Annotated in this window: 22 protein-coding genes; 11 read left to right on the forward strand and 11 right to left on the reverse strand. The window is 59.7% G+C overall.

Annotated features, from left to right (window positions below; translation table 11 throughout):
- Window positions 1-49 precede the first annotated feature (49 nt).
- Both glmS and AB4Y82_RS06115 read left to right on the forward strand, forming a co-directional pair.
- On the forward strand, window positions 50-1,879 hold the full coding sequence (glmS, locus tag AB4Y82_RS06110; protein ID WP_441604673.1) for a glutamine--fructose-6-phosphate transaminase (isomerizing): 1,830 nt from the start codon (window positions 50-52) through the stop codon (window positions 1,877-1,879).
- Between the two features lie 148 nt (window positions 1,880-2,027).
- Entirely contained in the window at window positions 2,028-3,371 is a 1,344-nt protein-coding gene (locus tag AB4Y82_RS06115; RefSeq protein ID WP_441604672.1) for a phosphomannomutase, read from the forward strand.
- A gap of 69 nt (window positions 3,372-3,440) precedes the next feature.
- Here AB4Y82_RS06115 and AB4Y82_RS06120 read toward each other — a convergent pair whose 3' ends face one another.
- The 6 genes from AB4Y82_RS06120 to AB4Y82_RS06145 form a co-directional block, all read right to left on the reverse strand.
- The gene (locus AB4Y82_RS06120) at window positions 3,441-4,853 is read right to left on the reverse strand and encodes a mannose-1-phosphate guanylyltransferase/mannose-6-phosphate isomerase (RefSeq protein WP_441604671.1); all 1,413 of its coding nucleotides are present in this window, start codon (window positions 4,851-4,853) and stop codon (window positions 3,441-3,443) included.
- A 6-nt stretch (window positions 4,854-4,859) separates the two neighbouring features.
- Entirely contained in the window at window positions 4,860-5,795 is a 936-nt protein-coding gene (gene rfbD, locus AB4Y82_RS06125) for a dTDP-4-dehydrorhamnose reductase (RefSeq protein ID WP_441604670.1), read from the reverse strand.
- On the reverse strand, window positions 5,792-6,349 hold the full coding sequence (gene rfbC / locus AB4Y82_RS06130; RefSeq protein WP_441604669.1) for a dTDP-4-dehydrorhamnose 3,5-epimerase: 558 nt from the start codon (window positions 6,347-6,349) through the stop codon (window positions 5,792-5,794). The genes rfbD and rfbC overlap by 4 nt, the downstream gene beginning before the upstream one ends.
- Window positions 6,346-7,233 (reverse strand): glucose-1-phosphate thymidylyltransferase RfbA, encoded by an 888-nt coding sequence (gene rfbA, locus AB4Y82_RS06135; RefSeq protein ID WP_441604668.1) that lies wholly within the window; start codon window positions 7,231-7,233, stop codon window positions 6,346-6,348. The genes rfbC and rfbA overlap by 4 nt, the downstream gene beginning before the upstream one ends.
- On the reverse strand, window positions 7,230-8,300 hold the full coding sequence (gene rfbB / locus AB4Y82_RS06140; protein WP_441611161.1) for a dTDP-glucose 4,6-dehydratase: 1,071 nt from the start codon (window positions 8,298-8,300) through the stop codon (window positions 7,230-7,232). The genes rfbA and rfbB overlap by 4 nt, the downstream gene beginning before the upstream one ends.
- Window positions 8,301-8,508: 208 nt before the next feature.
- Entirely contained in the window at window positions 8,509-9,297 is a 789-nt protein-coding gene (locus AB4Y82_RS06145; RefSeq protein ID WP_441604666.1) for a hypothetical protein, read from the reverse strand.
- A 236-nt stretch (window positions 9,298-9,533) separates the two neighbouring features.
- On the opposite strand from AB4Y82_RS06145, the gene AB4Y82_RS06150 reads away from it, so the two are divergent.
- From AB4Y82_RS06150 to AB4Y82_RS06185, 8 genes are all read left to right on the forward strand, one after another.
- Window positions 9,534-10,712 carry a cystathionine gamma-synthase gene (locus AB4Y82_RS06150; protein WP_441604665.1) on the forward strand — a complete coding sequence of 393 codons (1,179 nt, stop codon included), beginning with the start codon at window positions 9,534-9,536 and terminating at the stop codon, window positions 10,710-10,712.
- Between the two features lie 23 nt (window positions 10,713-10,735).
- A complete protein-coding gene (locus AB4Y82_RS06155; protein ID WP_441604664.1) occupies window positions 10,736-11,635 on the forward strand; it encodes an ABC transporter permease in 900 nt (299 codons plus the stop codon).
- Window positions 11,625-13,028 carry an ABC transporter ATP-binding protein gene (locus AB4Y82_RS06160; protein WP_441604663.1) on the forward strand — a complete coding sequence of 468 codons (1,404 nt, stop codon included), beginning with the start codon at window positions 11,625-11,627 and terminating at the stop codon, window positions 13,026-13,028. The genes AB4Y82_RS06155 and AB4Y82_RS06160 overlap by 11 nt, the downstream gene beginning before the upstream one ends.
- Before the next feature lie 3 nt (window positions 13,029-13,031).
- Window positions 13,032-16,370 (forward strand): glycosyltransferase, encoded by a 3,339-nt coding sequence (locus tag AB4Y82_RS06165; RefSeq protein WP_441604662.1) that lies wholly within the window; start codon window positions 13,032-13,034, stop codon window positions 16,368-16,370.
- Between the two features lie 213 nt (window positions 16,371-16,583).
- Complete coding sequence (locus AB4Y82_RS06170; RefSeq protein WP_441604661.1) at window positions 16,584-17,615, forward strand: GHMP family kinase ATP-binding protein; 1,032 nt, start codon at window positions 16,584-16,586, stop codon at window positions 17,613-17,615.
- Window positions 17,600-18,199 carry a D-sedoheptulose-7-phosphate isomerase gene (locus AB4Y82_RS06175; protein WP_441604660.1) on the forward strand — a complete coding sequence of 200 codons (600 nt, stop codon included), beginning with the start codon at window positions 17,600-17,602 and terminating at the stop codon, window positions 18,197-18,199. The genes AB4Y82_RS06170 and AB4Y82_RS06175 overlap by 16 nt, the downstream gene beginning before the upstream one ends.
- Entirely contained in the window at window positions 18,186-18,887 is a 702-nt protein-coding gene (locus tag AB4Y82_RS06180; protein ID WP_441604659.1) for a nucleotidyltransferase family protein, read from the forward strand. The genes AB4Y82_RS06175 and AB4Y82_RS06180 overlap by 14 nt, the downstream gene beginning before the upstream one ends.
- Window positions 18,884-19,489, forward strand: a complete 606-nt coding sequence (locus AB4Y82_RS06185; protein ID WP_441604658.1) for a D-glycero-alpha-D-manno-heptose-1,7-bisphosphate 7-phosphatase — start codon at window positions 18,884-18,886, stop codon at window positions 19,487-19,489. Before AB4Y82_RS06180 ends, AB4Y82_RS06185 begins: the two co-directional genes overlap by 4 nt.
- A gap of 75 nt (window positions 19,490-19,564) precedes the next feature.
- Here AB4Y82_RS06185 and AB4Y82_RS06190 read toward each other — a convergent pair whose 3' ends face one another.
- The 4 genes from AB4Y82_RS06190 to AB4Y82_RS06205 form a co-directional block, all read right to left on the reverse strand.
- Window positions 19,565-20,047: a hypothetical protein gene (locus AB4Y82_RS06190; RefSeq protein WP_441604657.1), complete on the reverse strand. Its 483-nt coding sequence runs from the start codon at window positions 20,045-20,047 to the stop codon at window positions 19,565-19,567.
- A complete protein-coding gene (locus AB4Y82_RS06195; RefSeq protein WP_441611162.1) occupies window positions 20,044-21,027 on the reverse strand; it encodes a glycosyltransferase family 2 protein in 984 nt (327 codons plus the stop codon). The genes AB4Y82_RS06190 and AB4Y82_RS06195 overlap by 4 nt, the downstream gene beginning before the upstream one ends.
- Window positions 21,028-21,293: 266 nt before the next feature.
- Entirely contained in the window at window positions 21,294-21,677 is a 384-nt protein-coding gene (locus AB4Y82_RS06200) for a GtrA family protein (protein ID WP_441604655.1), read from the reverse strand.
- A 78-nt stretch (window positions 21,678-21,755) separates the two neighbouring features.
- A complete protein-coding gene (locus AB4Y82_RS06205) occupies window positions 21,756-23,858 on the reverse strand; it encodes a hypothetical protein (protein ID WP_441604654.1) in 2,103 nt (700 codons plus the stop codon).
- 466 nt (window positions 23,859-24,324) lie between these two features.
- Between AB4Y82_RS06205 and AB4Y82_RS06210 the strand changes: the two genes are divergently transcribed.
- On the forward strand, window positions 24,325-25,443 hold the full coding sequence (locus AB4Y82_RS06210) for a class I SAM-dependent methyltransferase (RefSeq protein ID WP_441604653.1): 1,119 nt from the start codon (window positions 24,325-24,327) through the stop codon (window positions 25,441-25,443).
- Between the two features lie 197 nt (window positions 25,444-25,640).
- Here the strand turns inward: AB4Y82_RS06210 and AB4Y82_RS06215 are convergent.
- A partial coding sequence (locus AB4Y82_RS06215) for a hypothetical protein (protein WP_441604652.1) occupies window positions 25,641-26,087 on the reverse strand: 447 nt, incomplete at its 5' end.

A 26,087-nucleotide genomic window follows, 5' to 3' on the forward strand; every position in this document is an offset into this window, starting at 1 on the left:
CGGTTTCGCGACCGTGACTGGCCGCGTTCGTTCTAAGGAGTAACAGCTCATGTGTGGAATCGTTGCCGCCGCCGCCCAGCGTGACGTGGCCCCCTTGCTCATCGCCGGCCTCAAGGCGCTCGAATACCGCGGCTACGATTCGGCGGGCCTGGCCGTTTTGGATCGAGGCGAAGTCCAGCGCGTGCGCGCCAAGGGCAAGGTCCGTGAGATGGAAGCCTTGTATCTGGCCGATCCGTTTCCCGGCGGCACCGGCATCGCGCATACGCGCTGGGCGACACATGGCGTGCCCAATGAGGCGAATGCGCATCCGCACATGGCCGGCAGCGTGGCCCTGGTGCACAACGGCATCATCGAGAACTACGCCACGCTGCGCGCGGATCTGCAGGCGCGCGGCCATGTGTTCACCTCGGAAACCGACACCGAGGTGATGGCGGCGTTGATCAACGAGCATGTGCAGTCCGGCGTAAGCCTGCGCGAAGCAGTGCTGGCCACCGTGCGCGAACTGGAAGGCGCTTATGCGATTGCCGTGATCAGCAGCACGGAGCCGGGGCGCGTGGTCGGCGCGCGCCACGGTGCGCCCCTGCTGGTGGGCGTGGGCATTGGCGAGCACTTCCTTGGCTCGGATGCCCAGGCGCTGATCCAGGTCACCAACAAGATCATCTATCTCGACGAAGACGATGTCGCCGAGATCACCCGCGACCAGGTGGAGATATTCAATCTCGACGGCCAGCGGGTCGAGCGTTCCATGCACGAGAGCGAGCTTTCGGCCGACGCGGTGGAACGCGGCGAATATCGTCACTACATGCAGAAGGAAATCTTCGAGCAGCCCCACGCCGTGGCCGCGACGCTTGAAGCGCGCATCGGTCCGCATGGCGTGTTGCCGAACATCTTCGGCGTGGACGGCGACGAACTGCTCGCCAAGGTGCGCGGCCTGCACATCATTGCCTGCGGCACCAGCTACCACGCGGGCCTGGTCGCCAAGTACTGGATCGAGGAACACGCACGCCTGCCGGTGAGCGTGGAAGTAGCGAGCGAATATCGCTATCGCGAGGCCGTGGTGCCCGATGGCACGCTGTTCGTGGCGATTTCGCAGTCCGGCGAAACGGCCGATACCCTCGCGGCGATGCGCGAGTCCCGTCGCCGCGGCTATCTGGGGACGCTGGCGATCTGCAACGTGCCCGAATCGTCCGTGGTGCGCGAAGCCGACCTCAAGCTGATGACGCGCGCCGGTCCGGAAATCGGTGTGGCTTCGACCAAGGCGTTCACCACGCAGCTCGCCGCGCTCGCCCTGCTGACGCTTCATCTTGCGCAGCACCGCGGCATGGACAACACCCGCTATATCGATCTCTGTGCCCAGCTGCAGCATTTGCCGCGTGCGCTCGAAGACGCGCTCAAGCTGGAACCGCAGGTGATCGACCTGGCCGCGCACCTCATCCATCGCCAGCATGCGCTGTTCCTCGGGCGCGGTGCGCAATACCCGGTGGCGCTGGAAGGCTCGCTCAAGCTCAAGGAAATCTCGTACATCCATGCCGAGGCGTACCCGGCGGGCGAGCTCAAGCACGGCCCGCTGGCGCTGGTCGATGAAGACATGCCGGTCATCGCCGTGGCCCCCAACGGCCCGCTGCTGGACAAGCTCAAGTCCAACCTGCAGGAAGTGCGCGCCCGCGGCGGCGAACTGCTGGTGTTCGCCGATGGCGAAGCCAGCCTCGAAGGCAACGGCGCCCGCGGCGTCACGCTGCGCATCAACGGCGGCGGCGATTTCATCGCCCCCGCCGTGTTCACCGTGCCGCTGCAGTTGCTCGCCTATCACGTGGCAGTACTGCGCGGCACCGATGTGGACCAGCCGCGTAATTTGGCGAAGTCGGTGACGGTGGAGTAACGGCACAGGCGCGCGCTCTGGTACGCCAGGAGTTTCGCCGGCTCTTGCCTGAGAGCCGGCGACGTCGCCCACGCCGGGCGACCCGCTGGCAGGAGTGCGCTGCCACAGGCGATACAATGAGCGCTTCCCACTCTTGCGGTCGCTCTCCATGAAGTGTTTCAAGGCCTATGACATTCGCGGCCGCGTGCCGGATGAACTCAACGAGGACATCGCTTATCGGCTAGGGCGCGCTTTCGCTCGTGCTGTTGGCGAGGGCGCTGTCGTGGTTGGCTTTGACATCCGTCGCGATAGCCCTGTGTTCGCAGAAGCGATCATTCGCGGCCTGAATGACGAGGGGCGCGACGCGATTGATATCGGCCTGTGCGGCACCGAGGAGGTCTATTTCCAGACGTTCCATCGGCAGGTGGCGGGCGGCATCATGGTGACCGCCAGCCACAATCCCATCGACTACAACGGCATGAAGCTGGTTCGCGAAGGCTCGCGACCGATCAGCGGCGATACCGGGTTGCGTGACGTCGAACAACTGGTCGAAGCGAATGACTTCGGCCCGATAGCGGCGACGCGCGGCTCGGTCGCGCGCGATCACGACAAGTCGGCCTATATTCAACACTTGCTGTCTTATGTCGATCCGCAAGCCATGCGTCCGCTCAAGGTCGTGGTCAACGCGGGCAACGGCGGCGCGGGTGGCGTGATCGACCTGCTGGATGCGCATCTGCCGCTGGAATTCATCCGGATTCACCACGAGCCCGACGGCAGCTTCCCCCATGGCATTCCCAATCCGTTGCTGCCGGAGAATCGCGACGCCACGGCCGACGCGGTCCGCCAGCATGGTGCTGACTTCGGCATTGCCTGGGATGGCGATTTTGATCGGTGCTTTTTCTTCGATGCGAAGGGCGAATTCATCGAGGGCTACTACATCGTCGGCCTGCTTGCTGCCCAGCTGCTGCAGAAGCACCCCGGTTCAAAGATCATCCATGATCCGCGATTGACGTGGAACACGATCGACATGGTGCGACAGGCGGGTGGCGTGCCTATCGAAAGCAAGACCGGGCATGCCTTTATCAAGGAGCGAATGCGTGCTGAAGACGCGATCTACGGCGGCGAGATGAGTGCCCATCATTACTTCCGCGAGTTTGCCTATTGCGATTCGGGCATGATTCCGTGGTTGCTGGTGGCCGAACGCGTCTCCAAGACCCGCGTGACGCTCGCGGACATGTTGGCCGAACGCATGGCTGCCTACCCGTGCAGCGGCGAAATCAATTTCGTGGTGGCCGACGCGAAGGCCGTGGTGGCGAAAGTGCTCGAGCACTTTGCCGCACAGCAGCCGACGCTCGATTATGTGGATGGCGTCAGCGCTGATTTTGGAAGCTGGCGCTTCAATCTGCGCTCGTCCAATACGGAGCCGCTGCTGCGACTCAATGTGGAGTCGCGCGGTGACGCCGCCTTGATGGAAGCGAAGACTCGCGAGTTGTCCGACCTGATACGCGCGTAAAGGAAAGGGCCCTGCGGGGCCCTTTCTCATCTGGTGGTCATGCGTGTTCTTGCAGCGGCAGGGCGGCCTTTACGCGCGACCGTAGACATCGTCGTAGCGGACGATGTCGTCTTCGCCGAGATAGCTTCCCGACTGCACCTCGATCAGCTCCACGGGCACCTTGCCCGGGTTGCGCAGGCGATGTTTGCTGCCCAAGGGCAGGTAGGTGCTCTGGTTCTCCGCGAGGAGGAACACCTTGTCGTCGCAAGTGACTTCAGCCACGCCCTTGACCACGATCCAGTGCTCGGCGCGGTGATGGTGCATCTGCAGGCTCAAGGCAGCGCCAGGCTTGACCACGATGCGCTTCACCTGGAAGCGGTCACCGCTTTCCAGGGAGTCGTACATGCCCCAGGGGCGGCGCACGACGCGATGCAGATCGTGTTCGGTGCGGTCGGCAGCCTTCAGCGCTTCCACGATTTTCTTCACGTCTTGCGATGCATCGCGGCGTGCCACGAGGGTGGCATCGGGCGTGGTCACGACCACGATGTTTTCCAGGCCAACCGTGGCCACCAGGTGGCGGTCGTGTGAGCGTACGAGGCTGCCGGTGGTGTCTAGTGCGATGACGTCGCCTTCGAGATGGTTGCCCTGGGCGTCCTTCTCGGCAGCCAGCCAGAGCGCGTCCCATGAACCGATGTCGGACCAGCGGCAAGCCACCGGTACCACGGCGGCGCGCGAGGTCTTCTCCATCACGGCATAGTCGATCGAGTCGCTCGGCGCCGAGGCGAAGGCTTCGCTGTCGAGGCGGATGAAGTCCAGATCCGTGTTCGCCTTATCGAATGCCGCGCGAGCGGCGGCGAGCATGGCCGGTGCGTGTGCGCCAAGCTCGTCCAGATACGTGGAGGCCCGGAACATGAACATGCCGGAGTTCCAGTCGTACTCGCCGCTCGATACATAGCCTTCGGCCACCTCGAGCTTGGGCTTTTCCACGAACTGCTGGACCTGGAACGTCTCGCTTTCCAGCGGCTTGCCCCGGCGGATGTAGCCAAAGCCGGTTTCCGGTCGATCGGGGCGAATGCCGAACGTCACCAGCCAGTTTTGCTCGGCGAGCGGGCGAGCCTTGGCAACCGCATCCCCGAACGCTTCATCGTCGCCGATCAGATGATCCGCCGGCAGCACCAGCAGGATCGCCTGAGGATCCCTGGCCAGGGCTTGCAGCGCACCTACGGCGATCGCAGGCGCCGTATTGCGGGCGACCGGCTCCAGCAAGATGCTTGCATCGGGAACCTGCAGCTCCTGCAGCTGTTCGGCCGCCAGGAAGCGATGGTCGTCGCTTGCAACGACGACGGGTGCAGCGACATCCGGAAGGCGCAAGGCGCGCTTCACGGTTTGCTGGAACAGTGTTTCGCTGCCAGCCAGTGAAAGGAACTGCTTGGGGAGATTCTTGCGCGAGATCGGCCATAGCCGGGTCCCGCTGCCACCGCTGAGTATGAGGGGAATGAGCATAAGGGTTCAGTTGTGGACGGGGGTGAGCATATCGAGCGTGCGCTCCAGCCCTGCCTGCCAATCAGGTAGGGGATGATCAAATGTGCGGACAAACCGCGCATTGTCGAGCACCGAATAGGCGGGCCGTTTGGCAGGCGTCGGGAAATCGCTGCTGCCAATGGGATGCACGATGGGCGTTTTCGAAAGAAGCCCTCGTTGGGCCGCCCTTTGCACAATGGCGGAAGCAAAGCCAAACCAGCTCGTCTGGCCGCTTGCCGTCAGATGGTAGGTTCCTTCCAGGTTCTTTCGCGTGTTTGCGTCGGCGCTCAACCAGCGATCGATGGCCGTCAAGCTGCCTTCGACAATCAAGATGGTGTCGGTTGGGCTGCCGATCTGATCGGCAACGACGCGAAGTTCGTCTCGCTCACCGCCGAGGCGCAGCATGGTGCGCAGGAAGTTCTGCCCGACCGGCGAATACACCCATGCCGTGCGGAAGTTGAAATAGTGCGCACCGCTGGCCACAAGCGCTTGCTCACCGGCCAGTTTGCTGCGGCCATAGGCTCCGGCAGGCGCTACCGCGGCATCTTCGCCATAAGGATGGTTGGCGTTGCCCGCAAACACATAGTCGGTGGAGTAGTTCACCAGCAGCGCGTCGTTGGCCTTGGCCCATCGGGCCAGGACGCCGACGGCTTCGGCGTTGATGCGGGTGGCGATGGCTTCTTCCTGCTCGGCGCGATCCACTGCCGTATAGGCAGCGACATTGACGATAACGTCCGGTTGCTGATGATCCAGCAACGTCGCCAGGGTTTCCGGGGCCGACAGGTCGGCCGCAATGCCGGCGCCTTGGTCGATGAGCTTGCCGTCACGGGTGGCGGCGACCACTGTTCCGCGGGACGCAAGCCCGCCATGGCTCAAGAAGGTGCGGCCCAGCTGCCCGTTTGCGCCCAACAGCAAGATCTTCAAGCGCGATACTCCGGGAGGCGGTCCAGCGCCACGTCGGCAAGCAGGGGCGCCTTGCCATCCTTGTCGGAAAGCAGGGGGGCGGAGATGGGCCAGTCGATGCCGATCGCCGGGTCATTCCAGCGAATGCTGCCATCGGCCTTTGCGTCGTAGAGATCGGTGCACTGGTAGGAGAACGTGGCGAATTCGGAAACCACGCAGAATCCATGGGCAAAGCCCTCGGGTATCCAGAAATGGCGATGGTTCTCCGCAGTGAGCATCACGCCCGCCCACTGGCCGAAGGTCGGCGACCCTCGGCGGATATCTACCGCTACATCGTAGACCTCGCCCTCCAGGACGCTGACCAGCTTGCCCTGCGGATGCGGCCACTGGTAGTGCAAGCCACGAAGTACGCCGCGGGCCGAGCGCGAAACGTTCGCCTGGACGAATCTCCTGTCGATGCCCGCCTCGCGATACTTGGCCTCGTTGTAGCTTTCATAGAAGAAGCCCCGCGAGTCGCCGAAGACCTGCGGTTCGATGACGAAGCAGCCGGGCAGTGAGGATTCAATGAACTTCATCCCACGTAGCCTTGCTTGATCAGGTTCTGTAGATATTGCCCGTAGCCGGTTTTGGACAGTGGCGCCGACAGGCGTAGCAGTTGTTCTGCATCAATCCACTTGTTGACGTAGGCGATTTCTTCGGGGCAGCAGATCTTGAGGCCTTGGCGGTTCTCGATGGTCTGAATGTAGTTGCCTGCTTCCATCAGGGACTCATGGGTACCGGTATCCAGCCAGGCATAGCCTCGACCCAATTGCTCCAGGTGCAGGGAGTCGTCGTCGAGATAGCAGCGGTTGAGATCGGTGATCTCCAGCTCGCCGCGCGGCGAGGGCTTCAGGCTTGCGGCGAAGTCAGGTGCACGGTTGTCGTAAAAATACAGACCGGTCACCGCGTAATGCGACTTGGGGACGGCGGGTTTTTCTTCCAGCCCGACGACCTTGCCCGTCTGGTCGAATTCGGCCACGCCGTAGCGTTCCGGATCCTTGACCCAGTAACCGAACACGGTGGCGCCGCGTTCGCGGGCCGCGGCGCGCTTCATGCGCTCGGTAAAGCCCACGCCATAAAAAATGTTGTCGCCCAGGACGAGGCAGCTGCGGTCATTGCCGACGAAATCACGGCCGATGATGAAGGCCTGCGCCAGGCCATCGGGAGAGGGCTGCACCGCGTACGTGATGTTGATGCCCCACTGACTCCCGTCGCCCAGCAGGCGCTGGAACAAGGCCTGTTCGTGCGGCGTGTTGATCATCAGCACGTCGCGGATGCCCGCCAGCATCAGCGTGGCCAGCGGGTAATAAATCATCGGTTTGTCGTACACGGGCAGCAGCTGTTTGCTCACTGCCTGCGTGATCGGATAGAGCCGTGTTCCTGAGCCGCCGGCCAGGATGATGCCCTTTGAGTTGCTCATGCGCCCAGTCGCTCCATGCGATAGCTGCCATCCAGCACGCGTGCAACCCACGCCGTGTTGCCCAAATACCAGTCGACCGTGTGCTTGATGCCCGATTCGAACGTTTGCGATGGACGCCAGCCGAGCTCGGTCTGGAGTTTCGACGAATCGATGGCGTAGCGACGATCATGACCAGGGCGATCTTTGACAAACGTGATCAACGATTCGCGCTTGCGACCATCGGCCAGCGGGCTGCGTTGGTCCAGCAGGGCGCAGATGGTCTTGACCACGGTGAGGTTTTCACGCTCGGCATTGCCACCAACGTTATAGGTCTCGCCCACGCGACCGGCCTCGAGCACGCGCGAGATCGCGGTGCAATGATCGCCTACGTACAACCAGTCGCGCACGTTCAGGCCATCGCCGTAAACCGGCAGCGACTCGCCCGCCAAGGCCTTTTGAATAACCAGCGGTATCAGTTTTTCAGGGAACTGGTACGGGCCGTAGTTATTCGAACAATTGGTCGTCAGCGTGGGCAGGCCATAGGTGTGATGAAAGGCGCGCACCAGGTGATCGGATGCGGCCTTGGACGCGGAATAGGGCGAATTCGGCGCATAGGGCGTCGTTTCCTTGAACTGACCCTCGTCACCCAGCGAGCCGTAGACTTCGTCGGTCGAGACATGCAGGAAGCGGAAACCTGCTCGTGCGCTGCCGTCCAGCGAGCGCCAGTAATCGCGGGTGCTTTCCAGCAGGCCCAGCGTGCCCACGACATTGGTTTCGATAAACGCGGCAGGACCGTCGATCGAACGATCGACATGGGATTCGGCGGCGAAGTTGACCACGGCATCCACGTGATGTGTCTTCAAGAGGCTGGAGACGAGCTCGCGGTCGCCAATATCGCCCTGCACGAATATATGCCGGTCATTGCCGTCCAAGGACGACAACGTATCGAGGTTGCCCGCATAGGTGAGCTTGTCCAGATTGAGCACCTTATGTCCCTGGGCCACGGCCTGGAGCACATAATTGGCGCCAATGAAGCCGGCGCCGCCGGTGACCAGAAGGGTGGCGCCGCTGTTTGAGCTGAAACTCATGGACATATTCCGTGTGTCGTTGATGCGTAGCTTTCAAGTCAATGGCAGCCGAGGCTGGCAGCCATTTCCCGATGGCTGCTAATAATGCCTGCACTATTGCTTACAACCAAGGAATGGCGGTTATTCCCAAGGCGGCCCGGAAAGGAGCGGTTAACGCCAGTTGTGTGCTGGCTGGCGCTTGAACCGCCTGGCGCGCTGGCGCGCCCTCTCAATCCAGACGGGGCAAATCCAGGCGCCGTCCCGCTTGCTGCAAGACATGGGTGGCATGCGCATGCAGGGCAAGGTCCAACCGATTTGCAGCCATGAATTGGTCGTGGAGATCCTGTCCTAGTAGCTGTTTCAGCGCCTCGACGCGCTCTTCGGTGGATGCTCGGCCACCGGTCGTGCAGTTCTCTCGGCATGGCATCAAGACCAGTTTCGGCATTTGCGGCCCGTACAACGCCTGATAGGTTTGGATGGAAAGGTCGAACTGTTCGACGACGCCCACAACCCCCCAGGACGAGATCAGGGCGCGTGCTTGTTCCAGATCCTCCGGCAGCGCTCTGGCGTCGAGGATGTGGTCACACCGCCAGGAGGCATCGGACAAGTGCACTACCTGATAATCCCGTATCACGATGCTGCCCGGCTCCTTGCGCAGCGCCCAGCGGATATATCCATCGAAACCCGTGGCCAGCGCGACATCAGAGAAAGGTTGCGAGGGACATTGCCTGGTAAACCGGTAGACGGAGTAAGCCCGCAGCAACGGGTGGCGGATAAACGCGATCGGCAGACAGTTTGGGGTGGGTACCGGGGGACGCGCCAGGTGACTGGATACCGCAGCCAGCTGCGGATTGGCCTGAAGGTGCGCGGCCAGCTGTTCGCTCGACTGGATGGCATGAGCGTGAGGCCCCTCGTAGGCACCCCAGCATTCGCCAAACGAATGGCGTAGGCACTCGTCGATGCTGGTGCCTGCGTTCTTGAATATGTGGTAGTGAACCAGCACGGGCGAAGCACGCATGCCGTCAGTTTAGCGACGGCTTCCGCGTAATCAAAGCGTAACATTTGGCGTAGGGATTCTACGATCAATAGTTAAGATATTGTAATTATCGTAAATAAAACCATTTCACAGAATCGAGACCCAGAGCCCGCCAGCAGGGCTTTAATGAATGATCACGGCCTCGGGCCCTACGTTGCCGCAGGCATGACAGGTAAGATGTAGAACTTTCGGTTCGGGCGGGACAGAAGCTTAAAACTATGGCTACAAAGACCAGAGCAGGATCAAAACAGTCGAAGTTTGGATTGGGAACCCTGGCGATACACGCAGGGCAACATCCTGACCCGACGACTGGCGCGATCATGACGCCCATCTACGCCACCTCCACCTACGTTCAGGAGAGCCCCGGCAAGCACAAGGGGTATGAGTACTCCCGGACCCAGAATCCCACGCGCATGGCTTATGAGCGGTGCGTGGCGGAACTGGAAGGCGGCAAAGCCGGTTTTGCATTTGGATCGGGCCTGGCCGCAGCCGCCACCGTACTGGACATGCTCGATTCGGGTAGCCATGTCATTGCGATGGATGATCTCTACGGCGGTACTTACCGGCTGTTTGAGCGTGTTCGTCGTCGCTCGGCGGGGCTCGATTTCACCTTTGTGGACTTGAACGATGCGTCGGCCCTGAAGGCTGCGCTGAAGCCCAATACACGCATGATCTGGGCCGAAACGCCCACCAATCCCATGCTCAAGCTGGTCGATCTCGCCAAATTGGCTGCATTCGCCAAGAAGCATGGCCTGCTGCTCGTGGTGGACAACACCTTCTGCTCGCCCATGCTCCAGCGCCCGCTCGAATACGGGGCCGACCTGGTGCTCCATTCGGCCACCAAGTACTTGAACGGTCATTCGGACATGGTCGGCGGCATCGTGGTGGCGGGAACGCAGGAACTCGCCGAGCAAATGGCCTTTCTGCAAAATTCCGTGGGCGCCGTCTCGGGCCCCTTCGATGCGTTCCTCGCCATGCGTGGTCTCAAGACGCTGCATCTGAGGATGCGCGCCCATTGCGAAAGCGCCATGGAACTCGCGCGGTGGCTCGAAGCTCATCCGGCGATCGAACGGGTTATTTATCCAGGCCTGAAAAGCCACCCCCAGCATCAGCTCGCCAAGCGACAGATGGACGGGTTCGGCGGGATCATCAGTGTGGAAGTGAAGGGCGGCCTGAAGAAGGCTCGCCGGGTGTTGGAGCGATGCAACCTGTTTGCGTTGGCCGAATCGTTGGGTGGTGTTGAGAGCCTGATCGAACATCCGGCCATCATGACCCACGCATCCGTTCCGCTTGCCAATCGCAAGCGATTGGGGATCAGCGACTCCCTCATTCGCCTATCGGTTGGCGTCGAGGACCTGCGTGATCTGCAAAATGAGTTGGCCGCAGCCCTGGCGTAAGCACGTTTCCAGCGCAAGACGCCATGGACGCCGTCCCGCAGCGCCCGGGTTCCAGAAATCCGGGCGATGCACCATCTTTTCAGATCCACTGGATAAGCATGCTTTCACCCTATCGCCTTAGCGACCCAGCCTCCCCGTACAAAGCTTTGCTGCGTCATCTGCCCCTGGTCGTGCAAATGGCCCGGCGTGATGTGATCGGCCGCTATCGCGGGTCCTTCATAGGACTGCTGTGGTCATTCTTCAACCCGCTGCTCATGCTGGGGGTTTATACCCTTGTGTTCGGCCTGATCTTCAAGTCGCGCTGGACGGGGCAGACCACGGGGCAGTTCGAATTCGCTGTCATCCTCTTTGCCGGCCTCAACATCAACACGATGTTTGCGGAATGTGCCAATCGAGCCCCGACCTTGATCGTGGAAAACACCAACTTCGTGAAGAAGGTGGTGTTCCCGCTGGAGACGCTCTCCTGGAGCACACTGGGGTCGGCTCTGTTTCACTTGCTCGTTTCGACGGTGGTCCTGTTGGGGTTTTCTTTGCTTGTGCGCGGCAGCATTCCCTGGACCGCGATACTTTTTCCCCTGGTGGTTCTGCCGTTTATTCCTTTTGTCGCAGGCATGATCTGGCTGCTTAGTTCGCTTGGCGTGTTCTTGCGCGATCTGAAGCAGGCGATCGGCATCATTACCGCGATGCTGATGTTCCTGGCGCCGATCTTCTATCCGCCGGAGTACATCCCGGAGCAGTATCGGAACCTCCTTTATCTCAACCCATTGACCGTCATCGTCGAGGCGTCGCGCGACGTCCTGGTGTGGGGCCATATGCCCTCCTGGTCATTGCTCGGCGGTTACGCCGTGGCGGCATGTGTCTTTGCCTGGTTTGCTTTTGGCTGGTTTGAACGTACGCGCAAGGGGTTTGCCGATGTCCTCTGATAGCCACAACATTTCCGTGGAGTCTCTGGGCAAGAAGTACGATATCTACGCTCGCCCGGCCGATCGCCTCAAGCAAATGATTCTTCCGCGACTGGGTCGCGTGGTGGGTCGCCACGATCTTGCCTACCACAACGAATTCTGGGCATTGCGCGACGTGAGTTTCAGCGTCAGGCGCGGTGAAACGGTTGGCATCATCGGACGCAATGGTTCGGGCAAGTCGACCCTGCTGCAAATGGTCTGCGGTACGTTGACCCCCACCGAAGGCGAGGTGCGCACGAACGGGCGCATTGCCGCCTTGCTCGAGTTGGGCGCCGGCTTCAATCCGGAGTTTACGGGTGAAGAGAACGTCTACCTGAGTGGGCTTCTCTACGGTATTTCGGACGTCAAGTTGCGCGCGCGGTTCGACTCGATCCTGGCCTTTGCCGACATCGGTGATTTCATCCATCAGCCGGTCAAGACGTACTCCAGCGGCATGTACGTGCGCCTTGCGTTCGCCATTGCCGCTCATGTCGATGCGGACACCCTCATCATCGATGAGGCCTTGAGCGTTGGCGACGTCAGGTTTACCCAGAAGTGCATGCGCTTTCTGCGGGACTTCCAAAAGCGGGGCACGCTTTTGTTCGTAAGTCACGATACGGGCGCAGTGACCAATTTGTGCGATCGCGCCATCTGGTTGGACAAGGGACGCCAGCTGATGGACGGCTCTACTCGTGATGTGGTCGAACGGTACCTGGCTGAACAGCATGCTGCCGATCGACTCGCCGGGGGGCAGGCTGTCACCGTCAAGCCAGCTTCTACGTCTGGCGTGAAGTCCATTGGACGCCCGGCAGCGCCATCGATCCCTGAAGACGTCGTGGACGCTCGTCAAGCCGTGCTGCAGGGACAAGAAGGTCTCAACCGCATCAAGGTCTTCGCTTTTGATCCCGAGAACATGGGTAACCAGTTCGGCGCGGGGCAGGCGCGCATTTCAGGTGCGAAGCTCGTTGGCGGCGATGGATCCGATACCCAGCTGTTTACCGGTGGGGAGGTGGTCAGCCTCCAAATTGATGCCGAGGTGAACGCCGACGTAGAGACGCCGATTTTCGGTTTCTACGTGAAGGATCGCCTTGGGCAACGGCTGTTCGGCGACAACAGCTATCTGACCTACAGCAGCACGCCGATGATGGCTCAGGCCGGCACAGTCCTTCGGGCGCAATTCGATTTTCGTATGCCCATTCTTCCCACTGGCGACTACTCGATCGATGTAGCGTTGGCTTCAGGTTCTCAGGACGACCACACCCAGCAGCACTGGATTCATGACGCGCTGACCTTCCGGGCGAGCGAAAGCACCATGAAGCACGGCCTGGTGGGTATACCTATGCATTCGATCAAGATCCAGCGAATCGAGGGTTGAGCTGTGGAATTTACCGGAGAGCGTTTTGTTCCAACCGAAGCCGGGGAGATCAGGCAAGAGCACTTCCATCGCTATGCCTGGTGTTGCCCGTTGGTCAAGGACAAGGTCGTACTGGATATCGCGTGTGGCGAGGGCTATGGCAGCGCCATGCTCAGCCAATACGCGGCGTCGGTGATCGGCGTGGACATCTCGGCCGAAGCCGTCGCGCATGCGCGCGAAGCCTATGGCGAGCGTTCCGGGCTGGAATTCAAGGAAGGAAATGCGGCGGCCATTCCGTTGCCGGATCACTCCGTGGATGTTGTTGTCTCCTTCGAGACGATCGAGCATCACGACAAGCACGAAGAAATGATCACCGAGATCCGCCGTGTACTTCGCCCCGGCGGCTTCCTGGTGATTTCCTCGCCCAATCGCCCCGTATATTCAGACAAGGCCGGCCACCACAACGAGTTCCATGTAAAGGAACTTGATTTCACTGAGTTGGACGTACTGCTGCGCGCGCATTTTCCGCGTGTGCGCTACTACGGGCAGCGCATGACCGTGGCCTCCGCGCTCATGCCGATGGACGATTCGGATGCAAGGCCGGAGATTTCCGCCCTGACCGATACGGGCGACACGGTTGTCGCGCGCACTTCGCAGTTGGTCGACCCGGTGTACTTCATCGCCGTCGCGGCGGCGCAAGACGTGGAACTACCGGAGTCGACGCCATCCGTGTTAATGACGGAAGGCGAGGATCTTTACTTGCGCCATCGTGAGGTAGCTCGTTGGGGGCAGCGCGTAAGCAAGGATTTCGATCAGCTAAACCAAACCTACGCCAGCCTTGTGCAGGAGCACCACGATACGGTTGCCTGGGCACAGGGTCTGGACGCTGAGCTGGGGACATCCCGACGGTTGTATGCCGCACTGGATGAAGACCATCGAAAAATTGGCGCCTGGGCGACATCGCTCAACAAGGAAGTCGAGGATCTCAAGAGCGAGCGAACTGCTCTGGGGCGGCTTTACGAGGAACTGGAGAATCGCGAAGAGGCGGAGCTTGTAGAGCTTTGTAAAGGGCTTGGAGCGATCTCCGACGCCCAGAACAGACTTGCAACGCAGACAAACTCCACTGAAGAACTTTTGCGGCTGCGGCGCGATCGCAAGGCTTCCGAGCTGAGGGCCGCTTCGCTGGAATCCGAACTGGTGGCTTTGCAGACCCAGATGTCGCACGTCCTTGGTTCGCATTCCTGGCGTATCACCCGACCGTTGCGGGCGCTTGCCCGTTTGGGGCGGGGCGACGTGGGTTATTTTCGCGATGTGCTGCAACGCCGGCGAGGTCGCGCTCCGCGCACGGCACCCGCCGTCAACCAGGTGCGACAGGAAAAGACGCCGGCTGAACATATCTCGGGGCTATCTTTTCCGACCTTCCCCAGCCCTCTTGTCAGCATCGTGATTCCTGCTTACGGGCAGCTCGCTTATACGAGTGCCTGTCTTCGCTCGATCATGGAAAATCCACCCAAGGTGCCCTATGAGGTGCTGGTGGTCGAGGATGCTTCCGGCGACGAAGCCATCAAGTGGCTTGGATCGGTTCCTGGCCTTCGCTTTGAGGAAAATCCGACTAATCTCGGTTTCGTTCGCTCGTGCAATCGGGCTTCGACCCTGATCAAGGGCGAATTCCTCTATCTGCTCAATAACGATACGCAAGTCACTCCCGGCTGGCTCGACGCCATGCTCGAGGTGTTCGACACGTTTCCCGACTGCGGCATGGTTGGCTCCAAGCTCGTGTATCCGGACGGCCGCATGCAGGAGGCCGGCGGCATCCTTTGGAGAGACGGTAGCGCGTGGAACTATGGGCGCCTCGATGATCCTTCGCGCAGCATCTACAACTACGTTCGTGAAGCCGATTATTGTTCGGGCGCTTCGATTCTGTTGCGCAACGACCTTTTCCAGGCGCTGGGTCGGTTCGACGAGATCTATGTGCCAGCCTATTGCGAAGATTCAGACCTTGCCTTCAAGGTGCGTGCGCACGGCCTGAAGCTCTACTACCAGCCGAAGTCGGTGGTCATCCATTTCGAAGGCGTTTCGCACGGCACTGACGTGAACTCCGGCATCAAGGCTTATCAGGTCGAGAACCAGAAAAAGTTCTTCAAGAAATGGCAGGCCACGCTTGAGGCAAACCATTTCCCCAATGCCGAACACGTCGAATTGGCCCGTGGACGGACTGGCAAAACCCCTACTTTGCTGATCATCGACCACTACATCCCGCAACCGGACCGCGATGCGGGGTCGCGCACCATGTGGCAGTTCATCAAGACGTTCAGGGACCACGGCGTCGATGTGAAGTTCTGGCCGGAGAATCTCTGGTACGACGCTGCCTACGGCGAAAAGTTGCAGCAGATCGGCGTGGAAGTGATCTACGGCGTGGAGTACCGGAACGGCTTTGCCAAATGGATGCGCGAGAACGGTGAAAGCATCGATTGTGTGCTTGTTAGTCGCCCGCATGTCGCCGGTCCGTTCCTGGAGCCCATTCGTCGTCACAGCAAGGCGAATGTCCTTTACTACGGCCACGACATTCATCATCTGCGCATCGGTGAGCAGCTGAAGATCCAGCCGACTCCCGAATTGCTGAAGGAGCGCGAACGTTTTTCCTCGCTTGAGGAATCGGTCTGGTCAAAGGTCGATACGATCTATTACCCGGCTGATGGCGAAACGGAGTACGTGCAGCGTTGGCTGCAATCGCATGCATTGGAAACGCCTGCCCGTACAGTGCCGGGATATGCCTTCGAATCGTTCCCCGAGCAGCCGGAGAACAATCTTGGCGAGCGCAAGGATCTGATCTTCGTCGCAGGCTTTGCACACTCGCCGAACGTCGACGGTGCCAAGTGGCTGGTGCAGGAGATCCTCCCGCGTATCAAGCAGCGCGTACCGGGCGTGCACCTTTACTTGATTGGTTCCAATCCCACCGACGAGGTGAAGGCGCTTGCCCGTGAGGACATCACCGTCACGGGGTTTGTAAGCGACGAGGAGCTGGATCACCACTACGCGAACGCCAAGGTGGCGGTGGCGCCCCTGCGTTTTGGCGGTGGTCTCAAGGGCAAGGTGATCGAGGCACTGCGCTATGGCGTGCCGTGCGTGACCACGTCGGCCGGCGCTCAGGGCCTGGAGGGAACGTCCCATTTCCTCGCCGCCAGCGATGATGCGGAGATTTTTGCCGATCACGTGGTGTCACTCCTGCGGGATGACCTCCATTGGGTCCAGGTGTCACGTGAGTCGCAACGGTTCGTGAAGAGCCGCTTCTCGGAGAAGGCCCTATGGGATGTCCTGTCCCTTGACGTTCAGTGGCCTGCCGCGAAGATGGCTAATCGCTGACGGATCAAGGAGCGGATGGGCAGTGCCCAACGCTTGAAAACTGAGATGCGCCATGAATATTCTGAATGATTTACAGCAGGTTGACGTGTCTGCCACGCCCGATGGTGTGGCATCCATCAGCCTGAGTGGCCGTTGGGCTGAATTTCCGAGAACGAACCAGGTTGATGCGCCCTGTTGGCACAGGGCTTGTCGCCATGCTGCCAAGGAGGCTACATGACCACACGCGCACGAGCACCACTCAGGCTTGGACTTGCCGGTGGCGGCACTGACGTGTCGCCTTATTGCGATGTTTATGGCGGCAACGTCATGAACGTCACCATCGATCGCTATGCGTACGCCCTGGTGGGTCAGTCGAGCGACAAACAGCTTCGCTTCAACGCCATCGACGTGGACATCCAGGAAGCTTTCGATACGTCCAAAGAGCAGGTCAACACCGACGGCCCCCTCAGGCTCCTGAAGGGTGTCTACTCGCGCGTGTCGCGGGATTTCCTTCGCGGAGAGCAACCGCCGCTCTGTGTCCAGACCTTCTCCGATGCGCCGCCGGGATCGGGCCTTGGATCGTCGTCGACCATGGTTGTCGCATTGCTTCAGGCATTCGTGGAGCATTTCGCGTTGCCGCTTGGCGAGTACGAAGTAGCGCACCTTGCCTACGATATTGAACGCATGGATCTGAGGTTGGCCGGCGGAAAGCAGGACCAGTACGCAGCGACCTTCGGCGGATTCAACTTCATGGAGTTCTACGGGAACGATCGGGTGATCGTTAACCCGCTGCGCGTGAAAGACTGGGTGTGGGCCGAACTCGAGGCCTCGCTGGTGCTGTACTTCACGGGTGTTTCCCGGGCATCGGCCGATATCATCGATCAGCAGTCACGCAATGTGGGCGAGAAAAACCAGACCTCCATTGACGCCATGCACCGCTTGAAGCAAGAAGCCGTCCAGATGAAAGAGTGTGTGCTCAAGGGCGATCTTCGCGGCCTTGCCTCCACGCTGCAGGCGGGCTGGGAAGCCAAGAAGAACACCGCAACGAGCGTAAGCAATCCGTTGATTGACCGGATGGAGAAGCTTGCTTTCGAAAATGGCGCGACCGCAGCCAAAGTTTCCGGTGCGGGAGGCGGTGGATTTATGATGTTCCTGTGCGCACCGGATCAGCGCATCAAGTTGACGCGCGCCCTGCTCAAAGAGGGCGGCAGCGTTCTGGATTTCCACTTCACTCAACAGGGGGCGACCTCGTGGCGAGTCATCTGATCGAAAAAATCGAAGCCGAGTTCGACAAGACCGTGGCGCTGCTGCAGCACATGTCGCGCGACGCGTCGTTGCACGAACTCATCCTCAAGGCCGTCCAGGTGTCGGTCGACGCGCTCAACCAGGGCAACAAGCTGCTGTTCGCGGGCAATGGCGGCAGCGCGGCGGACGCTCAGCATTGGGCGGGGGAGCTTGTCAGTCGCTTCTACTTCGACCGTCCCGGCTTGCCGGCCATCGCATTGACGACGGACACGAGCATTCTTACTGCCATCGGTAACGATTACGGCTACGACTACGTCTTTGCACGTCAGGTCGAAGCGCTGGGTCGCGAGGGCGATGTGCTGTTCGCGATCTCGACTTCGGGCAACTCGAAAAACATCCTTCGCGCCATTCAGGCCGCACGTACTGCCGGCATGCGCGTGATCGGATTCACCGGCCAGGGCGGCGGCGCCATGGCGGAGTTGTGCGACGTCTGCTTCCGTATGCCCTCGGGTGAAACACCCAAGGTGCAGGAGGGGCATGAATTCGTCGGCCACCTGATCTGCGGCCTGATCGAGCACGAGATCTTCGCGCATGCCAAAGGCTGAAGAAGCCATCGTTTTGGTCGGGGGACTCGGCACCCGGCTTCGTGATGTTGTACCCGATCTGCCTAAACCGCTCGCACCCGTGTGCGGACGGCCTTTTCTCGCGTATGTACTCGATCAGTTGGCGGCTAGCGGCATCCGCCGCACGATTCTCGCAACGGGGTATATGGCCGAGAAAGTGGAAAGCGCGATCGGGTCAGCCTGGAAGGGCATGGCCATAGCCTATTCCCATGAAGTGGATCGCTTGGGCACCGGCGGGGCAATACGACTTGCCGCCGGGATGCTGCGTGGTCGGGCCGTGCATGTAGCCAATGGTGATACGTTTCTTCGCTTTGACCCGTCGGCCATGGAACGTGCGGTCGAAGCCAGCGGACGGTTACTGGGCGTCGCGCTGGCGCACGTGGCCGATGTAGGCCGTTATGGGGCTGTCGTTCTGGAAGGTGACCGGCTTTGCTCGTTCCGTGAAAAGGGCGGCAGTGGCGAAGGCTATATCAATGCCGGGAGCTATTACCTCTCCGAGCAGGCCCTGGCCGCTCTTCCGGATGACCAGGCCTATTCCTTCGAAGACTGCGTTCTGCATCCCGAAACCGCCCAGGGTCACGTGACCGGTTTCACTTCCACGGCTGACTTCATCGACATTGGTGTGCCCGAGGACTACGAGCGGGCGCAGACGTTGTTCCGACACTCATGAGCGGCGGCGCTGCTGTGCCACGACCGGGAGTCTATCTGTCCGGTGAGGTTGTCGAAGATAGTTCGCTGAAGCGTCGCAAGGCGCTTTTTCTCGACAGGGACGGCGTTATCAACGTCAACCACGGTTATGTTCACCGGCCGGATCAGACCGAGTGGGTTCCCGGGGTTTTTGACTTCTGCCGACAGGCGCAGGAGGCTGGATTTCTGTGCGTCGTCGTTACCAATCAGGCCGGCATAGCGCGCGGCTACTATTCCGAGTCGACATTCCTCGATTACACGCGATGGATGCATGAGCAATTCGCATCGAGAGGCGTTCCATTGCTGGCCACCTTCTATTGTCCTCACCATCCGACGGCAGGAGTTGGGCAGTGGATGGTGAATTGCGAGTGTCGAAAGCCACAGCCAGGAATGATTCTCGCGGCGGAAGAGCTCTTCAATTTGTCCTTGCCTGATTCGATCCTGGTTGGGGATCAGCCGAGCGACCTGGAGGCCGCGTCTGCCGCGGGCGTCGGACGGGCAGTCATGATTGATGCGAACAGCGCATCCCCCTTTGGCAATGCCTACGCACTCCTGAGCCCGAGCGCCAAGCCTCAGGGTCCATAGCTGCTCTTGTTATGCGCGGGCCACCATGGAGCACGTATTCGCGTGCTACCCGGGGCTGCCTGTTTGAGCGACGACTTATTTTTGAACAGAGGCCATCGGAGACCCGTTGGCACTAGTGGCGGGCGCCTGCGCGAGGCAGTCCACTGTCGAGATCTTCTCAATGGCCAGTAAGCGGCCGTGCTTTCCACTCTCCTTAAGGCGAAAAGTCGTGTTGTTGACGACCCATGCGTCGGTCTGGGCTGAGCCCACTGCGGCCCCTTCAAAGAAGCGCGACCCTTTCGACCTAGGGTTGCTGCTGACCCAGATCGTTACATCCTTGACGCCTGCGGCCCGCGCGTCCCACGTTATCGTCGCGGTCATTCGCCCGTCAGGATGATCGCAGAGTCGCAGGTTGCTCGGACTTAGCTCGAGTTTCACGCCCGGCAGCTCAAAACCTTCAGGCGTGCCATTTAGCAAGCCCGTACCGGGAACTTCCGAACCGCGCGCGTGCCCGGAGTTGCCAGAACAGGCAACGCCCGCAACCGACAGGAGTCCGGCCAGGCAAAGGCCGATCCTCATGGTGAGCCTGCTCTTCGCTCAAGGAGCGGATGTAGCGGCTGAGTGGGCTGCGCCGAAACATCGTAGTTGAGCCACGACAGGAGCAATTGCGAACCAATGATAAGTGGCAGTGCTGCTGCCATGACGACGCCCGGCGCCGTTGGCGTACCGCTCTTGATTCCCTCTACCCAATGCGTGACGCCGTAGACGATGCCTATCAGCATCAGGGGAATGGACAGAAGCAATTCCAGCGAGGCGACGGAAAAATTACGCACGAAGTACGTGTATATCAAGCGTCGCCAGAAATTTCTCATGTTCCCCTTGAAGAATGGGAACAATACTTTGAGTGGGCTAAGGCTGGATGGCTCGTCGTTGTAGACGGCGCGCATCGGCATTTCGCCAACCACAGCCCTTAGCTGGTTGAGGTTGTAAAGCAGGTCAGACTCAAAGAAGTAGCRCTTGGCGAGATGGTCGAGCTCTATCTCCAAGAGCATTTCACGATGAATGGCAGTGAAGCCATTCGTCGGGTCAAACAGTTGCCAGTAACCACTCGAAAGCTTCGTCAGAAAAGACAGGCTGGCATTGCCAACCAATCGAATGGCGGGCATGCCGGACACATCGCTGATGCGATGGAAGCGATTGCCCTTCATGTAGTCGACGGCGCCGCGCGAGATCGTGCGACACAGGCGCGGAATGAGTGCCGGGTCCATTTGCCCGTCGCCATCGATCTTGACGACGATCTTTGCCGGCGTGTGGATTGCGGCCTTGTAGCCAGTCACGGTCGCGCCACCGACCCCTTGATTGACCTCATGCTTGATCACCGTGACGCGTGGGTCACTGCACTCGGTCTCAACCAGCGCGCCAGTATTAATGGGGCATTTGTCATCAACGACAAAGATCCAGCCAACCTCATTGCCGATCTTGGCGATGACGTCGAGCACAAGCCTCCCGACCCGGTAGCAAGGAATGACAACGGCAATCTTTGGTGTCTGAGCGTCCATGAAAGCATCCATACAAATCCACTACCGACGGCACATCCAAGAGTCCCCGCAGGGTCGCTTGGACACCATCATGTCTTTAAGCGAATGGATATTCGCCAACTGGTTACCGGTGCCCAGCCTTTACGAGCGGTACTGATCCCCGTTGTGGCCGCTCCACCTCATAGTGCGACCACGACCGCCTGTCCCAATCCAGGCCCGCTACCTCAATGGGCGGCTGGACCAAGGGCGCTCCGCTGGTGCGCTGAGCTTTACGGCTTGCCCCATTCTTACCGATAGATCCACAGCTTTGAAACCCCAAATCCGAGCCCCGCGAGGAGTACGTCGGCTATTGGCTTGATCAACCACGCAAAGTGCAACCCCTGATTCTTGGCGGCAACCATCACCACTAAAGTGCTCAGCAACGTTGTCACTGTCCACAAGGTCAGGAATCTCGCCAAATGTGCAAAGCGAAGGGTAGTGCTCGGTCCCTTCGAAAACGTCCACTTGCCGTTGAACCAGAACCCCAGCATGGCTCCAGACCCTCGGCCAGCCACGTTCGCAATGCCGCTCTCTATGCCCAGGGCAGAGAGTGAGACAAAGATCGTCCAGTCCACAGCAATCTGTAGCCCTCCAACAATGCCGTAGCTGAAACTTTGTCTAAGCGTCTTCATAGCCTGCGAATTCTAGTGAGAGGTTCGAAATGTGTTGAAGCTCAGCGAGCAGCGATTTCAATGACGTCATCTTGAAGCCTATCGTTTCGCGCGAATCGCATTTACGCTGAAATCTCGGGCGTCGATCAGCGGATGCGATGCGCTATTGCAGTTCAACTTGCAAATGCGCCAAAGGATGCTGTCACCTTCCGTCAATTCGGGCGCTGCTTGCATCCTTTGAAGCGATGACTGCAGGGCTGGTGAGACTGTGCCAGTCGTCAATACGTGGGAAATGCCGGTTCGCTCGAACAGGGCAGCCCAGGCGTTGCCCGACGCGTCCTCGTCAGCGTGTCCGGCGGCGCCCAGAAAGCTCGGGTCGTACCAGGCGCTGCCAAACGCCCGGCCCGCGAAAGGCGCAATAAATGGGCGCCCCGGGTCTGCCAAATACAGTGAGTACCCGGCAGGCCATGCTAGATCAAGGTGTTTGGCAACCAGCAATTCGATTGCGAATTTGCGCTGGATATCCGCCTTGACGACATCCGGCGGCGTATTGATGTTGCTAAGCATGGTCCAGTACAGATCGTCCTCGTATATGTAAACCGAGAGTGGAATAAATAGGATGTTAAGCCACACGACAAAGGTCAGCAGGGCTTGGCCAAATAAATTCAGGCGGGCGCGTTGCCATACGACGAGAGCGATGACGATGAGCGCTGGAAACAGCGGAACAAGATAGCGCGCGTATTGAATGCCGGCGAACGTCCCCAACGCCGCAGCCAGCAATGCAAGCGCGATCCACCTGACTCGAGCTATGCACAGTGCTGCGAGCAGGCATCCGCTCAGGGCGAGCAGGGAGAAGCCTATCGAGCCAGCCGACGCTTCCTGAAAAAGATTGGTGTGGAAGGTCAAGGCCCAGAGCGTGTCCAGGCCAAAGCCGTGATGCCAGCGAGGATCATCGAAATTGCGAAGTGGGGCGTAGGGAGATTTAAAGAAACCGTTGAATAGTGGAAAGAGCGGATTTCCTGTAAGAAGCCACGCGTACGTATGGCTCGATCCGAATATCAGCAGTGCGGGAATGAATCCACGTGCAAGCTGACGAAAGAAAGGTCCAAAGCCAACGTAAGCAAGCGCCACCAAGGCCAGGGGCACTACCAGCAGCGCCTGTGTTGTCTTTAGCGCCAGCGCTAAGCCGGAGATAATGAAGAAAGGAAATAACAAGGCCGCACGGCGTGTATTTGAGATGCGCGCCACAATGGCGGTCAGTGCGACAGTTACCGCGGTAATGGCGGTGTCCGCCTGCATCGTTCCGTGGAGCGCACTGACTGTCGGAAGCGACGCATACAGCGCAATCGCCATCCAGCGGAAGGGCGGAGTCAATCCAAGTTCTCCGCCCAGCGTCCAGATTCCAGCAAGGGACAGACAGAACCAGATCAGATTTGCCGCGCCGCGCGCTTCGTGTCCGGCGAGGATCGCGACGTAACCCTGAACTACATCCGAGGCCCAGGGCGCGGCGCTCCAAACCTGACTGGCAACGTCGATCTTGTAATAGCCAAAAGCCAGCAACTGTTCGGGAATAAAAAGATGCAGGACCAGGTCGTCATACTGGACCGTAGGAGGGCACAACGCCAAGGCCGCCATCGCTATCGCCAGTGCCCCAAGTACTGCGGGCAACGGGGCCGCGCTGACGGCGTCCAGCCATCCACGCCTCGCGCCTCCTGCCACGCCCATCAGACGCTTTCGGCCCAGGAAAACGATTGCGCCAAGGAAGATCAGATAGGTGGAAAAGTAGTGAACCCGGAAAGGAAGCAGCCACCCAGCCACCGCGGCGAGTAGGGCGAGACCGCACAAGGAGGCAACTACCACGTCACCCCATGCGGTGCTTCGGCAAATAACGGATCCAATTACCAAGGATGCGGCCGCCACCAAAAAGGCCGCGAGCAGTGGCGCTATACCGACAAAATGCACCAACAAAAGCAATGCCAGCAGAAGCACTGTGTTGGCTACTGGCCAGTTGGCTACGCGGCTTAGCAGAACGCCCAGTATCAGCATTCCGGTCAATATAAGTAGACCATGAAACGTAACCAGGCCGTCCAATCCCTGGAGCACCTGCGTAAGCCACAGGCCTAAAATAACGGCAATCAATCCGCTCAACGAAAGAGCGCGAACAGACAAAAGCGCCAGCTTATCCGAGTGCTGTCTGAACAAACGTCGATCCCTCTGGTTCCCTGGAATAAATCCGTGCTGCCGGGAGTAAGCACCGGCATGAATTTGCGACCATGAGTATAGTGTTGTAATGGCGGAAAATCACTCGATCGACCGGCCGGGCTCTGCTAGGTTCCGAGAAACTGCTGGCTCGGAAATGAGCGGGGGCGTGTGTTTTGCCTGTAATGGGATGGTAAAAAAATCAGGCTGATTATGCGGCGAGGTCACTGGCTGATCAGTCATCTTTCGCAGGAATGAGTTGAGCGGCTCATCTCACAATGCTGCCTATTGCCAACAGGACGTGGCGTCGCGTATACCCATGGCAATTAGGTGGGTAAGGTCACGTCAGCGTGCCCAGGGTCCGGAGACCGGGCTTCGCGAGCGTCGATGGGATCGGTTGTGACCCGGACGGTGGGTTCGGGGGAAAAATGTTTCTTCTTGGTGGACCAGCATAACGATTGAGGGCGATATGGCTATGGCGCAGTTCCAGCGTTTCCTCCCGGGGATCAGGGCGTTTTTCAAGACGAATCGCGATGGCGCCTTCCCGCCTGCAAGCGCGGCGGAGCCTGCCTTCGATCCTGCGAGCTCCCGGCATGGATACAACGATGACGCCTACGCCAAGAAGATCGAGGCGGAAAAGGAAATCTACAAGGATGTTGAGGACATCAACGTTCTTCCCGAGATCTTTCATTATTGGTCGCATAATTATCTGAGGCCGATGTTCGAAGAGTTCGGCCTTACCAGTTCAGATCAGTTCTTTGCCAAGTACTTCGTCATGAGCGCCACGCGTTGTGGCGACGAATCGCCGGTCTTCCTAAGCGTCGGTGTAGGTAACTGCGACGCAGAAGTTCGCATCGCGAAAATCATGCGCGAAATGGGGCTCACCCGATTCGTCATTCGCTGCCTGGACATCAATCCACACATGCTCAAGCGCGGCCGCGAGATGGCGGAGCGCGAGGGCGTGCTGGAGCATCTGGAGTTTGTGGAAGGGGACTTCAATCGATGGGTGGCGGATGGCCAGTACACGGGCATCATGGCCAATCAATCGCTGCACCACGTATTGAATCTGGAGGGATTGTTCGACCAGGTGAAACTGGCCCTCAAAGACAAAGGCTATTTTGCCGTGCACGACATCATCGGACGAAATGGCCACCAGCGTTGGCCTGAGGCAATGGTGGCAGTGCAGGAATTCTGGAAGGAGCTTCCCCAGTCTTATCGCTATAACCAGCTGCTGCGCAGGCATGAGGAAGAGTACGAGAACTGGGATTGCTCAGATGAGGGCTTCGAAGGGATACGCGCGCAGGATGTGCTGCCACTCCTGCTCGAGCGTTTCGACTTTGAGCTTTTCATCGGTTTCGCGAACGTGGTCGACGTGTTCATCGACAGGACCTTTGGCCACAATTTCGATGCCAATGGAGACTGGGACAAGGCGTTCGTCGACAGGCTGCACTTTTTTGACGAAGAGGGTTTCAGGGCCGGTACGCTGAAGCCAACGCACATGGTTGCTGCGATGACCAAGGAGGCCTGCGAGGAGCGTCATTATTCGCGAGGCATCTCTCCGCGCCAGAGTGTGCGCTTGCCCGATTGACGTGTTTCTTGCTCTTGAAGAGCGATCATGGAGCAGGCAGCCAGAGCCGCAGAGTTCTGGCTGAGCTGCACTGAAGGCGTTGGCAGTGATGCAAGGGCCTCGCGGCGAATCATGCCGAGGCCAGCCGACCAGCCGCGCCCCGCGGCGAGTGCCGCGGCTGCGTGACCCATCCGGATTCCGCTGCTGCGGTGGCAGGGTTAGGCGGACTTCCGCTTCAGCTCTTTATCAAGGCTGAGTGCCCACTTCGCGCGCTCCAGCGATTCATTCTGATAGTAGTACGAGCGCGCGGATTCAAATGCCGCGATATAGAGCAGCTCTGATTCACGCAGAAGTCGCACATTGGCTTCCACGGGCGCGTAGAAGCGGTCGCTGGTGAACTGCTGCTGGCCTTGAGTTGGCTGGAATTCCGCCAGGAACGCGAACGACTTCCCGGGCAGGGGCGTAATGCAGAATCCGAAGGGCTCGAAGATGTGGCGCAAGCCCGTGATGCCGTAGGAGACGATATGCCCGCGCTTGCGGGGATCGAGGTAGCCCGGATCTTCCTGGCGAACGTAGTGCGGCAATCCCGTATTGAACAGCCAGGTGGAGTCCGGCGCGGCGACGGCGGCCAGGCCCTCGGCAAGTTTGCCCAGCATGCGGGGCGT

The organism is Dyella sp. 2YAF14, from assembly GCF_052114725.1.
Classification (GTDB): domain Bacteria; phylum Pseudomonadota; class Gammaproteobacteria; order Xanthomonadales; family Rhodanobacteraceae; genus Dyella.

Excerpts from the sequence above, each read along its gene's own strand:
- AB4Y82_RS06115 (WP_441604672.1), top strand. The coding sequence starts at position 2,028 with ATGAAGTGTTTCAAGGCCTATGACATTCGCGGCCGCGTGCCGGATGAA.
- AB4Y82_RS06120 (WP_441604671.1), bottom strand. The coding sequence starts at position 4,853 with ATGCTCATTCCCCTCATACTCAGCGGTGGCAGCGGGACCCGGCTATGG.
- AB4Y82_RS06200 (WP_441604655.1), bottom strand. The coding sequence starts at position 21,677 with ATGAAGACGCTTAGACAAAGTTTCAGCTACGGCATTGTTGGAGGGCTA.
- AB4Y82_RS06170 (WP_441604661.1), top strand. The coding sequence starts at position 16,584 with ATGACCACACGCGCACGAGCACCACTCAGGCTTGGACTTGCCGGTGGC.
- AB4Y82_RS06190 (WP_441604657.1), bottom strand. The coding sequence starts at position 20,047 with ATGAGGATCGGCCTTTGCCTGGCCGGACTCCTGTCGGTTGCGGGCGTT.
- AB4Y82_RS06160 (WP_441604663.1), top strand. The coding sequence starts at position 11,625 with ATGTCCTCTGATAGCCACAACATTTCCGTGGAGTCTCTGGGCAAGAAG.
- rfbA (WP_441604668.1), bottom strand. The coding sequence starts at position 7,233 with ATGAGCAACTCAAAGGGCATCATCCTGGCCGGCGGCTCAGGAACACGG.
- AB4Y82_RS06150 (WP_441604665.1), top strand. The coding sequence starts at position 9,534 with ATGGCTACAAAGACCAGAGCAGGATCAAAACAGTCGAAGTTTGGATTG.
- AB4Y82_RS06180 (WP_441604659.1), top strand. The coding sequence starts at position 18,186 with ATGCCAAAGGCTGAAGAAGCCATCGTTTTGGTCGGGGGACTCGGCACC.
- AB4Y82_RS06145 (WP_441604666.1), bottom strand. The coding sequence starts at position 9,297 with ATGCGTGCTTCGCCCGTGCTGGTTCACTACCACATATTCAAGAACGCA.
- rfbC (WP_441604669.1), bottom strand. The coding sequence starts at position 6,349 with ATGAAGTTCATTGAATCCTCACTGCCCGGCTGCTTCGTCATCGAACCG.
- AB4Y82_RS06155 (WP_441604664.1), top strand. The coding sequence starts at position 10,736 with ATGGACGCCGTCCCGCAGCGCCCGGGTTCCAGAAATCCGGGCGATGCA.
- AB4Y82_RS06210 (WP_441604653.1), top strand. The coding sequence starts at position 24,325 with ATGGCTATGGCGCAGTTCCAGCGTTTCCTCCCGGGGATCAGGGCGTTT.
- rfbB (WP_441611161.1), bottom strand. The coding sequence starts at position 8,300 with ATGAGTTTCAGCTCAAACAGCGGCGCCACCCTTCTGGTCACCGGCGGC.
- AB4Y82_RS06185 (WP_441604658.1), top strand. The coding sequence starts at position 18,884 with ATGAGCGGCGGCGCTGCTGTGCCACGACCGGGAGTCTATCTGTCCGGT.
- glmS (WP_441604673.1), top strand. The coding sequence starts at position 50 with ATGTGTGGAATCGTTGCCGCCGCCGCCCAGCGTGACGTGGCCCCCTTG.